The organism is Xanthomonas arboricola pv. guizotiae, from assembly GCF_002940205.1.
Classification (GTDB): Bacteria; Pseudomonadota; Gammaproteobacteria; order Xanthomonadales; family Xanthomonadaceae; genus Xanthomonas; species Xanthomonas arboricola_C.
In genome coordinates this window covers 23265-36441 of sequence record NZ_MDSK01000012.1, presented here as the reverse complement: position 1 = coordinate 36441, position 13177 = coordinate 23265, and the positions used below count along the sequence as shown (strand labels likewise).

7 protein-coding genes are annotated in these 13177 nt (G+C 67.7%); 6 read left to right on the top strand and 1 reads right to left on the bottom strand.

Annotated elements, in window-relative coordinates:
- Window positions 1–203: 203 nt before the first annotated feature.
- Complete coding sequence (locus XarbCFBP7408_RS09265) at window positions 204–1718, bottom strand: acetyl-CoA hydrolase/transferase family protein (RefSeq protein ID WP_104562706.1); 1515 nt, start codon at window positions 1716–1718, stop codon at window positions 204–206.
- A 388-nt stretch (window positions 1719–2106) separates the two neighbouring features.
- On the opposite strand from XarbCFBP7408_RS09265, the gene XarbCFBP7408_RS09260 reads away from it, so the two are divergent.
- The 6 genes from XarbCFBP7408_RS09260 to XarbCFBP7408_RS09235 all read left to right on the top strand — a co-directional run bounded on the left by XarbCFBP7408_RS09260 (window position 2107) and on the right by XarbCFBP7408_RS09235 (window position 13066).
- Window positions 2107–4284, top strand: coding sequence for a hypothetical protein (locus XarbCFBP7408_RS09260; RefSeq protein ID WP_104562705.1), 2178 nt, complete (start codon window positions 2107–2109; stop codon window positions 4282–4284).
- A gap of 202 nt (window positions 4285–4486) precedes the next feature.
- Complete coding sequence (locus tag XarbCFBP7408_RS09255; RefSeq protein ID WP_104562704.1) at window positions 4487–6901, top strand: hypothetical protein; 2415 nt, start codon at window positions 4487–4489, stop codon at window positions 6899–6901.
- Between the two features lie 420 nt (window positions 6902–7321).
- Entirely contained in the window at window positions 7322–7831 is a 510-nt protein-coding gene (locus XarbCFBP7408_RS09250) for a sigma-70 family RNA polymerase sigma factor (protein ID WP_104562703.1), read from the top strand.
- Window positions 7832–7840: 9 nt separating this feature from the next.
- A complete protein-coding gene (locus tag XarbCFBP7408_RS09245; RefSeq protein ID WP_104562702.1) occupies window positions 7841–8890 on the top strand; it encodes a FecR domain-containing protein in 1050 nt (349 codons plus the stop codon).
- A gap of 118 nt (window positions 8891–9008) precedes the next feature.
- On the top strand, window positions 9009–11483 hold the full coding sequence (locus tag XarbCFBP7408_RS09240; protein WP_258072089.1) for a TonB-dependent siderophore receptor: 2475 nt from the start codon (window positions 9009–9011) through the stop codon (window positions 11481–11483).
- A 122-nt stretch (window positions 11484–11605) separates the two neighbouring features.
- The gene (locus XarbCFBP7408_RS09235) at window positions 11606–13066 is read left to right on the top strand and encodes a PepSY-associated TM helix domain-containing protein (RefSeq protein WP_258072087.1); all 1461 of its coding nucleotides are present in this window, start codon (window positions 11606–11608) and stop codon (window positions 13064–13066) included.
- Window positions 13067–13177 lie beyond the last annotated feature (111 nt).

Below are 13177 nucleotides of genomic sequence, written 5' to 3'. Positions count from 1 at the left end.
GGGAGAGAGCCGTCCTGCCGCCGAATGCGAGCGGGCAGGAACGTTATCCGCCACCTGCGTGACATCGCGATGTCGCAGCATGTCGATGCCAGCAATGAAGTTCGCGAAGCGTTAAACACCAGGCGTGACGCCGTGCTCCGATCTCTCTAGCAACACCGTCACGCTGCGCTACAACCGCCGAATCCCAATTCCCGATTCCCCGCTCACCCCAACATATCCCCCGTCTCCAACCAGCGCTGATGCCACGACAACGCCTCGGTCAGCAGATGCGGGGTGTGCTTGCCATAGCTGTCGCGATTGGCGCGCGCCACATACTCTTCCAGCGCATCGCGGTAGCGCGGGTGTACGCAGTGATCGAGCAACTGGCGTGCGCGTTGCTTGGGCGTGAGACCGCGCAGATCGGCCAGGCCTTGTTCGGTGACGATCACCGAGACATCGTGTTCGGTGTGATCGACATGGCTGACCATCGGCACGATCGAGGAGATGCTGCCGGCCTTGGCGATGCTGGGGCTCAGGAAGATCGACAGGAAGCCGTTGCGGGCAAAGTCGCCGGAACCGCCGATGCCGTTCATGATGCGGCTGCCCATCACGTGGGTGGAATTGACGTTGCCGTACAGGTCGGCCTCGATCATGCCGTTCATGCCGATGCAGCCGAGCCGGCGCACCAGCTCCGGATGATTGGAAATCTCCTGCGTGCGCATGATGATGCGCTGCCGGTAGAAATCGATATTGCGCTTGAACTCCTCGTTGCCCTCCGGGCTGAGCGCAAACCCGGTGCACGAGGCGTAGCGCAGCACGCCATCGCGCAGCAGCGCGAGCATGCCGTCCTGGATCACTTCGGTGAATGCTTCCAGGTCGCGGAAGCCGCTGCGTGCAAGCCCCGCCAGCACCGCATTGGGAATATTGCCCACGCCCGACTGCAGCGGCAGCAGGCTGGCGGGCAGCCGGCCCTTGCCCACTTCATGGCGCAGGAACGCGATCAGGTGCTCGGCGATGCGTTCGCTGCTGTCGTCGGCGGCAGCGAACGGGCTGTTGCGGTCCGGGCCATGCGTGCGCACCACTGCCACGATCTTGTCCGGATCGCAGCGCAGGCTGGACTCGCCGATGCGGTCGTCGCCATGCACCAACGGGATCGGCTTGCGCTGCGGCGGCAGTGCAGTGCCGTAGTACACGTCGTGCATGCCATCCAGGCCGGCCGGCTGCCAGTCGTTGACCTCGATGATCACCTTGCTGGCCAGGTCCAGCCAGGTCTTGTTGTTGCCGATCGAGGTGGACGGCACCAGGCTGCCGTCGGCGCGGATCGCCGAGACTTCCACCACGGCGGTGTCGATCTGGCCGTAAAAGCCGAACCACACGTGCTGGGCGACGTGGCTGAGATGGATGTCGATATAGTCCAGCGTGCCGGCGTTGATGCGTTGGCGCGCGTCCGGGTCGGACTGGAACGGCATGCGCATGGCGATGCCGTCGGCCTTGGCCAGCGCGCCGTCCAGTTCCGGCGCGGTGGACGCGCCGGTCATCAGCTTGATCTGGAATGGCTGGCCCTGCAGATGCGCCGCTTCGATGCGCTGCGCCAACGCCATCGGCACCGCCTTGGGGTAACCGGAGCCGGTGAAGCCGCTCATCGCCACGGTCTCGCCGGGCTGGATCAATGCGGCAGCGGCCTCGGCAGAAACCAGGCGCTCGCGCAGCGGCGCGTACAGGATGCGATCGTCGGACATGGGCGGCACAGCGGGACAGGGGACTGCCATTATCGCCGCTGCATGCGTCGGCCGCGCTGCGACCATGGTGCAATGCAATGGTGCGGATGGCCTCAACTGCGTGCAAAGCGGGCTGTTGCGTGGCAGGTCGGTTGGGGCAACACATCGACGCTGCGTCCGCTTTCGTTGCCGCATCTGCAGCCTGGCGTTGGCGTCGCCGCTGGCAGGCCTACGGTCGCCTGGTGAGCGCAGGCCGGCAAGCCCTGTGCACTGCTGCGCTGTGGCACTAATCGTCAACGCGTCCCCAGCTGCCGTGCAGCGGATGCGGTGATGCGCTACCGGCCATGTTCACGCCTCGCCGCCAGCGCAACCGCGATAGTGGCGGCAGACTCGACTTCTGCCTGCGCCCATGTCCTCTCTTCGCGACCGCTTCCAGCGCTGGCCCCGGCCAGGGCGCATCGCAGTGGTCGTGCTGGTGGCGCTGTATGCGCTGTATCTGCTGGCCGGCAACCTGTTTCTCAACACGCCGCTGTTCGATGCCGTCACCAACCGGCAGCCGCATAAATTCACCATGCAGACCGGCCCGGCACTGACCGTGTTTCCGGGGCAGGTGATGGCCTGGAACGTGCGCATGCGCGGGCAGGCCAACCGCACCGTGTACGTGTTTCACGCCGATCGCGCCAATGCGCGTGTGGCCTTGCTTGCACTGTTGCGGCGCGAGGTGCGGCTGCCGTGGCTGCATGCCACCGGCCTGGAAGCGGAAGTGGAAACCTCCGACACCCCCATTCCGCCACCGCCGCGCGGCGATCAGGGCTGGACGCTGCACTTCGATGCGATCACCAGCAACAGCATCCGCAGTGCGCGCCTGGGCAAGCTGCTGATCGCCGGGCAGGGCCACGGCAGCGTCGGCTTCCTCAAGCAGCTCAAGGGCGGCCCGTCGGAGCTGTTTCCCTCCGAAGCGGGCTTTCGCGATGCGGTGGTCAGCTATGACGGGGTGCAGGTGTTCAATGGCGCGCAGCTGGATGCGCAATTCCAGTTTCCGCGCCATTACCGCGACCAGGCGCCGGGCCTGCGCAAGCTCGGCATCACCCACGCGCGCCTGCAGCTGAAGGCGGCGACCGTGGCGTTGAAGATCGACACCGGCGCGCCGCACGTGGACATCCGCAGTGGGCCGTCCGCGGCGCGGGTGGAGGCCGACATCACGCTGGATCGCGGCACCCTGCAGGAAGGCAGCCATGCGGTCTGGCGTCTGCCATTGATGGCCGGCGTCGGCGCGACCGACCGCGGCATGCTGGCGCTGCAGCTGGACGTGGCGCGCGACATCCGTGTGCAGGCACGCCTGCCGCGCGACGAGAAGACGGGCAGCGAGCTGCAGGCCGATCTGCGCATCGCCGGACGCAGCATTCCCTTGCAGGATCCTGCGCAGGTGCTGCCGCGCCTGTCCGGGCAGGTGCGTGGGCGCTGGCAGTTCGAATCGCTGAACTGGATTGCCGAGCTGTTCGTGCGCAAGCCCTGGTTCCAGCTCGCAGGCGGCGGCCTGGTCGAGGCCGATCTGCGCTTGGCGCAAGGGCGGCTCGCCAGCGGCAGCAGCCTGGAGATTCCGCGTGTGGAGGCGGTGGCGCAGGTGTTCGATACGCGGCTGGCCGGTATCGCCAAGGCGCATGGGCGCATCGACGATGCCGCCACGCCGCAGGCGCACCTGGAGGTGAGCATCCCCACCTTCAAGGCCGCACCGCGCGATGCGCCCAGGCAGGTCCTGTTGGACGGCCGCGATCTGCAGCTGGCCATGCATGGCGATGCCGAACTGGCGCGCCTGCGCGACACGCTCAAGGCGCAGCTGCGTTTCAGCGATGCGCGCGTTCCCGATCTCACCGTTTACAACCGTTACCTGCCCGGCAAGAACGTGCGCCTGCTCGGCGGCAGCGGCAGCCTGACCGGCGATGTGGCGCTCAATGCCGCCGGCGATGTGGGCAGCGGCCACGCCAACCTGCGCGGGCAGGGCGCGCATCTGGCGCTGGCCGGCGTGCAGATGCGTGGCGATGCCGAATTGCAGGCGCAGCTGCAGCGTGCCGATTTCAAGAATAAGTTCTTCGACCTCAGCGGCACGCGCGTACGCCTGCGCAATATGCGTGTGGGCGACGACAGCAGCGATGCCAACTGGTGGGGGCAGATGCAGGTCGGTGCCGGCACCATCCAGGCCAGCGCACCGTTCCAGGTGGATGCCGATGCGGCGATCCGCATGCGCGATGTCGCGCCGCTGCTGTCGGTGTTTGCGCAACGTGCCGACTATCCGCGCTGGGTACTGGGCTTGCTGGATTCGGGAGAGCTCGATGCCACCGGCAGGGTACGTTGGCGCAAGCAGCAGTTGCTGATCGACGACCTGCATGCGGAGAATGCGCGGCTGTCGGTGCGTGCGCGGCTGGCCTTGAACGACGAGCAGCGGCGCGGCGATCTGTATCTGCGCTGGGGCGTGCTGGGCGCCGGGATCGAACTCGATGGCAAGCAACGCCAGTGGCATCTGGCCGGCGCGCGCGAGTGGTACGACGCGCAGCCGGGGCTGTTGCCGGCGGTGTCGAAGGCGAAGTAAGCGGCTCGTGGTTTGAGCTTGCGTATTGCGGCCAGCTTTGCGGTCTTCGACGAGGCGTGCGCACACTGCCGGGCGTGTAGGACATCCATGCACACCGGGCAGCCTGCCGGTGCCCAGCCGCAATCGCCGCTGCGCACCGCGCTCACGGTTTCCTTGGCACACTGCGCCACGCCGCGTGCGCGGTCTTCAGGAGCCTGCCGTCATGACGATGCCTGTTCGCGCCCGCTGGCAGACCTTGCCCCGCCTGGTGCGTTGGCCGTTGCTGGCGTTACTGGTGGTGTACGCAAGCTATCTGCTGCTCGGCAACCTGTTGCTCAACACGCCACTCGGGCCGGCCGCGCTCAATCGCAAGCCGGACAGGTTCACCATGCACTGGGGCCCGGCAGTGACCTGGTGGCCGGGCCGGCTGACGCTATGGAAGGTGGAGTTGCAAGGGCGCTCGACACGCACCCGCTGGAACGTCAGCGCGCAGCGCATGAGCGGGCAGGTGCGGCTATTGCCGTTGCTGCATCGGCAGTTGCTGGTGCCGGAGCTGCATGCGCACGGGGTGCGCGGCGGCATGCAGGCGGCTGTACCCACAGCCGGTACCGTGGCGACGCCAGCACCGGCGACAGCGCCGAACACGCAAGTCGCTGCCGCAGCGCCGGCTGACGCAGCCGGTACGCCGCCGCCAACGACCGCGCAGGACAAGCCACCCACACGCACCCCGGACGTCGCGGCGAGCACGCAGCCGCCCACACGGACGACCGGCGCGGCCAGCCGCGTGCCGCAATCCGCAGAGGGCGCCGATATCGCTGGCACACCCACGAGTCCCGCATCGACCGCTCCGGCCTGGAGCCTGCAGTTCGAGCGCATCGTCGCCGATCAGGTGCAGGCAGTGACGCTGCGTCAGCTGCAGATCGAAGGCGATGGTCAGCTGCAGCTCGGCCTGTTCAAGCAGTTGCGCGGCGGGCCGATGGAAGTGTTTCCCTCGCGGGCGAGCTTCGACAACGCACGCATGCGCTGGGGTGACAGCGAAGTGCTGCGCAACGGGCAGCTGCGCATCGAAGCCAGCATCGCGCGGCATGCGCCGGAGCAGGCGCGTGGGCTGGCCATGCTGCAGCTTGCCGATGCACAGGTGAGCGTGCATGGCGACACCGCGGCACTGGATGTCATACGCAATGCGCAGGGGCGCCACACGCTCGCCACACGCGCCGGCACGGGGCGTGCGGATGGGCAGTTGCGCTGGATACGTGGCGCCTTGCAGCCCGGCAGCCAGCTGCAATGGCGCGCACCCTTGCACGACAGCACGCGCATGCCGGCCGCCCTGCTGGGCGAGCTTGCAGCGCAACTGCAGGTGGATCAGGACATGCGCCTGCAGGTGAGCATGCCTGAGCCGGCCGATGCCGGGCTGACCCTGGATGCGGATCTGCGCGTGCAGGGCCGGCAGCTGCCGCTGCAATCGATGCGCAGCCTGCTGCCGCGCACCTCCGGGCATGCGCGCCTGCACTGGCAGCTGTCTTCGCTGAGCTGGATTCCGGCGCTGTTTCCGGACGTGGACTGGCTGACGCTGGACGGCGACGGGCTGGTGGATGCGGATCTGCGCATCGATCGCGGCCAGCTCGGTGCCGGCAGTCGCCTGCAGGTGCCGCACGTGCGTGCGCATGTCGGCGTGATGGGGCATGCGATCGATGGGCAGGCCAGTGCCGACCTGCGGGTGAGCGCCCATGCGAACGGACAGCTGCTGCCGGCACTTGCCTTGCAGATGCAGCAGTTCTCCATTGCGCACAGCGATGCGCCCACGCGCCCCTTCGTGCAGGGCCGCGACCTGCGTCTGGAGCTGCAGACGCGCGCCGATGCGCGCAACCTGGCCACGCTGCGCGACGCCACGCGCGCGCATCTGGTGTTCGCCAATGCGCGCGTGCCGGATCTGCGTGCCTACAACCGCTATCTGCCGCAGCAGCAACTGCGTTTCGATGGCGGCAGCGGTGTGCTCAGTGGCGATCTGCAGATCGAGCCCGGTGGCCGCATCGGCAAGGGTGGCCTGCGCATCGGTGCGCGTGCGGCGCGGCTGCAGTTTGCCGGCCTGGCACTGCGTGGCGATGTGGATGCGGATCTGCGCTTGCAGCGAGGCGATCTGCGTGCGGAGAACTTTCGCCTCGACGCCAGCACCATCCAGCTGCGCAATATCGGATTCACCGGGCCGGATGGTCAGCGCCGCGATGGCTGGTGGGCGCGCATCGTGCTGGAAGACACCCGCATGCAATGGCACCAGCCGGTCGGTGTGGATGGACGCGTGCGCATCCAGGTGCGCGATCTGGCGTTCCTGATGGCGCTGTACGCGCGTGATCGTTCGATCCCGAACTGGATGCTGCGGCTGGTGGATGCGGGCCAGGCGCAGGTGACCGGGCGCGTGCATTGGCAGGGCGACACCGTCATCGTCGATCGCCTGCAGGCACGCAACCAACGCTTCCAGGTGGATGCGCGCCTGCGTCTGCAGGGCAGCCAACGCAGCGGCAGTCTGCTCGCGCGCTGGGGCATGTTGAGCGCGGCGGTGGGGTTGCGCGGCCAGACCCCGGAATGGCACCTGCTGCATGCACCGGAGTGGTACCAGGCCCAGCCCGATCTGCTGCGCTGAGGTCGCCGCGCGCCAGTGCGGTGTGAAGGAAAAAGCTCCAGTTCTGTACTGCCTGGTGTTGTTTTGCAGTGCAGCGTGCAAGTGGCGTTCGGGGCGCGCACTATGATCCTGCATCCCGACGTGGGGGAGGGAGCAAAGCCCGCTGGCAGTTCGCTGCAAGCGGGCTTTTTTATTGCCTGAAGCTTGGCCAGTCAAGCCACTTCGCCTCCGCTCACCGCACGAAAACCCCAGTTGTTGAAGGCTTGCCCAGGCCACTGCCGGGTCGCCGGGGGCGTCAACCGCCCGCAAATCCTCGATCCGCGTGATGTGGGTGGCCAGCGGCCGCGCCTGCATACGTCGCCGGCTTCCGCTAGAATGAGATCAATTCTCATTTATCGCCGGGCGCCTTGCCGCCTGGGTCTAGCCGTCCAGGAGGTCATCGTGTCGGTCACGCAAGGCGCGCTTCATCAACAGGTGGAGCGCCTGTACACCGACCACCATGGCTGGCTGCAGGGCTGGCTGCGGCGCAAGCTGGGCGATGCGTTCGTGGCTGCCGACCTGGCGCAGGACACCTTCATCAGCGTGATCAGCGCGGGCGCCACCGACGAGATCCGCGAGCCACGCCCATTCCTGGCCACCATCGCGCGCCGGCTGATGGCGCACCGGCAGCGGCGCAAGTCGCTGGAAACCAGCTACCTGGAACTGCTGGCTGCGCTGCCTGAGGAATTGGCGCCGTCGCCGGAGCTGCAACTGCTGGCGCTGGAAGCGGTGCAGCAGGTGGACCAGGCGCTGGATGGCCTGCCGCCCAAGGTGAAGGAAGCCTTTTTGCTGGCGCATCTGCAGGAGCTGAGCTACGCGCAGATCGCGCAGCGGCTGGGCGTGTCCAGCAGCTCGGTCAAGCAATACCTCACGCGTGCCAACCGGCATTGCCTGTTCGCCCTGTCGGCGTGAACTGCACGGATGGCTGATGCCGCCTCACCTCGTGCGCGCACCGCTGCCGGCCAGCGCGCGCCGCTGGCCGGCGGGCAACCGATCAGCGCCGAGGTCGCCGACCAGGCCGCGCAGTGGCTGACGGTGCTGATGTCCGGCACCGCGAGCCAGGCGCAGCTGCAGCGCTGGCAACAGTGGCGCGATGCGCATCCGGACCACGCGCGGGCGTGGGCGCATATCGAGGCGGTGACCGGGCGGCTGAAGACGCTGACCCCGCAGGCGGCCTATCGCAGCCTGTCGCCGTATGCGGGCAGCAACGGCCAGGCATCGCCTGGCCGGCGCAAGGCGCTGAATCTGCTGCTGTGGGGCGGGGTGGCCGGGGCCACCGGCGTGCTGGCCTCGCGCACCGAACGCTGGCAGCGCGCCACCGCCGATTACGCCACCGCGACCGGCCAGCGCCGCGAGGTGCAGTTGCAGGGCGGCAGCCGCATCACCCTCAACACGCGCAGCGCCATCGACGTGCGGTTCGACGCGCAGCAGCGGCTGCTGCAGTTGCTGGCCGGCGAGATCATGGTGACCACCGCGCATGCGCTGGGCGCGGGTCACGACGGGCGGCCGTTGCTGGTGCGCACCGCGCAGGGCGATATCCATGCAGTGGGCACGCGCTTTTGCGTGCGCCAGGACGAACACGACACCCGGCTGAGCGTGCTGGAAAGCGCGGTGGAGGTGCGGCCACGTGCGGCCGCGCAGGCCGTCGGGCGCGTGCAGGCAGGGGAGCAGTGTCGGTTTACCGCCGACGCGCTTGGCGCCATCGCGCCGGTCGATGCACAGGCCGCGGCCTGGGTACGCGGGCAGCTGATCGCCGACGAGTGGCGCCTGGATGCCTTCATCGCCGAACTCGACCGTTATCGCGCCGGGCTGCTGCGCTGCGACCCGCAGGTGGGCGGCCTGCGCGTCTCCGGCGTGTTCCCGCTGGACGACACCGACCGCATCCTGGCAATGCTGCCCAGCGTGCTGCCGGTGCGGGTGAGCCGGCGCAGCCGTTACTGGGTGACGGTGCAGGCGGCCGGGCAGGGCTGAGGCGCCGCCAGCCGGCACCTCGCCGAAAAAAGTTTGCATCCGGGCTGCCCGATCGCCGCAGTTGTGGCACCTCCCCAATGACGGTGTCAGTGCGACACCAAACCTTTGTGGGAACAGCATGTCGATCACCGCCCGCCGCCGCGGCCAACTTTCTTCTTCGTCGTTGCAGCGCAACGCCCTGGTGCAGGCCGTGCAGCGGCCGCTCGGCACCGCCGTGGCGGTTGCGCTCTGCAGCCTGGGCGTGTGTGCGGGCATGCCCGACACCATCGCCCAGGCCGCGCCTGCCACGCAGGAGGCACGCCAGGCCTATCGCATCCCCGCCGGCCCGTTGGCGCCGGCGCTGCGTGAACTGGCCGGTTCGGCCAATCTGTTGCTGAGCTTCACCGCCGCGCAGACCGACGGCAAGACCACCGCCGGGCTGGATGGCAGCTACACCGCACCGGCCGCCCTGGCTGCGCTGCTGGCGGGCAGCGGCTTGCAGGCCGTGCCGTTGCAGACCGGCGGCTACGTGTTGCGCGCCGCGCCGCAGCTGGGCGCGAGCAACAGCGAGGTGGACGCGTGGCTGCTGCCCACCGTCAAGGTGACCGCGCAGGCCAACCGCAGTGCGACCACCAGCGGCACCGGCAGCTATACCGCGCGCGCGGTCAGCATCGGCCGCGGCGAGCAGTCGCTCAAGGACATCCCGCAATCGATCAGCGTGGTCACCCGTCAGTTGATGGACGAGCAGAACATCACCTCGGTCTACGACGCGCTGGCCAGCACCACCGGCATCACCATCGTGCAGAGCCCGCAGGGCGGCAAGTACATCTATTCGCGCGGGTTCGACATCACCACCGTGCAGTACGACGGCGTGCCGCTCAACCGCGGCATGTATGGCCGTGCTAGCAACTACAGCGCCAATATGGGCATCTACGATCGCGCCGAAGTGCTGCGCGGTGCGGCCGGCCTGCTGCAGGGTGCGGGCAACCCCGGCGGTGCGGTGAACCTGGTGCGCAAGCGTGCGCTGGATGTGCCGGGCGTCAGCGTGATGGTGCAGGGGGGCAGCTGGGATCGTTACGGCGCGCTGATCGATGGCAGCGCCAACCTCGGCGCCGATGGCGCATTGCGCGCGCGCGGGGTGATCGATTACCAGGATCAGCGCTCGTTCGTCGATGGGGTCACGCGCCGCACGCCCACCTATTACGGCACGCTCGACTACACGTTCTCGCCGCAGACCCAGCTCAGCCTGGGCGTGAGCTACGAACAGGTGGAAGGCCGGCCGTTCTTCGGCGGTCTGCCCAGTTTCAGCGATGGCCGCGATATCGGCCTGCCACGCCAGACCAATCTGGGTGCGGCATGGAACCGGCAGTCCTCGTCCAATCGCGGGCTGTATCTGGACCTGGACCATCGCTTCAATGCCGATTGGGTGTTCAAGCTCAGCGCGGTGCAGATGCGCGAGCTGCACGATCTGAAATATGCCAGCTCCAGCCGCGCGATCAATCCGGCCAACGGCACCGGCGCGCTGCTGGCCGCGCGCACCATTTCCGATGCGGACGTCTTCGGCTTCGATGCCAATGTGATCGGGCAGTTCAATGCACTGGGGCACAGGCACGAGTTGGTGATCGGCAGCAACCTCGCCGAGACCACCGTGGATACGGTCTACGGCAACAAGAACAACGTCCAGACCTTCAATGTGTTCGATCTGCGGCGCAATGTGCGGGCGATCAGCGATGCGGAAATCTTCGCCAATGCACGCGAGGCCCGGCATGGCACCTCGCGCGAATTCGGCCTGTACGGCGCACTGCGCTGGCAGCTGACCGATCCGTTGAGGGCCATCGTCGGCACCCGCGTGAGCTGGCCCGACACCCTGTGGAACACCACCACCACCGGACTGTCGCCGTCGCAATCGATCGAGCACACCCGCGAGACCGGGCAGGTCACGCCGTATGCCGGCCTGTTGTACGCCTTGAGCCCGACCTGGTCGGCCTATGCCAGTTACGCGGACATCTTCCAGCCGCAGAACGCGCAGACCGAAGCCGGCGAGATGCTCAAGCCGATGACCGGTGCCAACTACGAGCTTGGCATCAAGGGTGAGTGGCTGGACGGGCGCATCAATAGCGCGTTTGCGCTGTTCCAGATCGAGCAGAAGAACCGCGCCCAGGCCGACCTGACCACCAGCCCCACCTGCCGCAACAACGATTCCTGCTACATCGACAGCGGCAAGGTGCGCAGCCGCGGGTTCGATGCCGAAGTCAGCGGCAGCGGTGCTGCGCGACTGGAACGTGTTTGCCGGTTGCACCTTCAACCGCACCACCTACCTGCAGGATGTCAGCAGCCAGGGCCAGACCTTCAACAGCTACACGCCCCAGCATTTGCTGCGGGTATGGACCACCTACCGTCTGCCGGGCGTGCTGCAGGACGTCACCGTCGGTGGCGGTGTCAGCGCGCAGAGCGCGGCGTATCGGCAGATCGGCACTGCCACCGCGCCGATCCAGGGGCGTGCGGTCTGGAATGCATTGGCGCGGTACCAGGTCAACCGGCAATGATCGGTGGCGGTCAATCTCAACAACGTGTTCGACAAGCACTACTACACCACCTTGTCGAGCTTCGTTAACGGGCGCTATTACGGCGAACCGCGCAATGTGATGGTGACCCTGCGCGGCGCGCTGTGATGCGGGCACCAGCGCTGCGGTGGCACATGGCGCGTGGCGGATGAAGGAAGACTTTCGCCAAAGCATGGCCTGGCTGCACACCTGGTGCGGCCTGAGCTGTGGCTGGTTGCTGTGCGCGATCTTCCTGACCGGCACGCTCAGCGTGTTCCGCGATCCGATCACCAGCTGGATGCAGGGCACACCGGCTTTGCCGGGTGCGAGCACGCAGGCGGTCCTGTCGGAAGCAGCGCTGGTGCCGCGTGCACTGGCGCAGCTGCATCAGCTTGCGCCACAGGCGCGCCTGTGGCGGATCACCCTGCCCGCGCATCCGGGTGAGGCGCTCACGCTGTTCTGGCGGACATCAGTGGGCCAGGATCAGGCGGCGCTGGACCCCGGGAGCGGCGAGCTGCTGCCGTCTCCGTGGGGCCGGCAGACCGAAGGCGGCCGGCATTTCATGAGCTTCCACTACACCTTGCACGGCGGCATCCCCGGCTATTGGCTGGTGGGCTGGGTGTCGCTGTGCGGGCTGATCGCGCTGGTATCCGGGGTGATCGTGCACAAGCGGATCTTTCTGGATTTCTTCACCTTCCGCCCTGGCAAGGGCCAGCGCTCGTGGCTGGACGCGCACAACGCCACGGCGGTGCTGACGCTGCCGTTTTTGCTGATGATCGTCTACACCGGCCTGGCGTATTTCCACACCAGCTACATGCCCGCGCCATTGCACGCACTGTATGGCAGCGACGAGGGCGCCTACACGCGTTACGCCGATGACCTGTCGCCGGCAGTGCCTGCGACCAGCGCAGACGCCGCCGCGGTCAACCGCGTGCCCGCCTATCTGCCGGAGCTGGTGCAGCGAGCAGGTTCGCTCAACGCTGCGCCCGCGCAAACGCTGGTGATCGAGCGGCCCGATCAACCCGGCAGCAAGCTGCGCGTGATCGCGCGCGTGGCCGCGACCGGCAGCTCGCGGCGCCTGCTCAACCCAGCCAACAGCGTGGTATTCGACGCGAACAGTGGCGCGCTGCTGGAGCGGCACGCGGATGCCGCACGCACGGACCTGCACGCGCAGGATGTGGAAGAAGTCGTCAAGGCCCTGCACGTGGCCGGGTTCGGCGGCTGGACCAGCAAATGGCTGTATTTCATCTGCGGCCTGGCCGGCACGTTGATGATGGCCACCGGCACCTTGCTGTTTTCGATCAAGCGGCGTCGGCGTAGCGAGCAGGCGTTTGGCGCGGCCACCGCCGGCGTCTATCGTGTAGTGGAAGCGTTCAATGTCGCCGCGCTTGCGGGAACCGCCTTGGCGAGCATTGCGTATTTCCATGCCAACCGCCTGGTGCCGGCTGCGCAGGCCGGGCGCAGCCAGATCGAGATCCACGCATTCCTGTGGGTCTGGGCGGCCACGCTGCTGCATGCGCTGCTGCGCCCGCCCGCGCGTGCATGGGTGGAGCAACTGGCGATGACCGCGCTGCTGTGTGTCGGCTTGCCGCTGCTCAATGCGGTCACCACCGGGCAGCATCTGGGCGTGTACCTGGCTGCCGGCGACCTGTAGCGCGCCGGGGTCGAGCTGGTCTCGCTCGTCTTCGGCGTTGCATTTGCTTACGCGGCATATCGGGCGCATCGCAGCGACGTGCGAGCGGCGCCGACACGTGCCAGGCGCGGC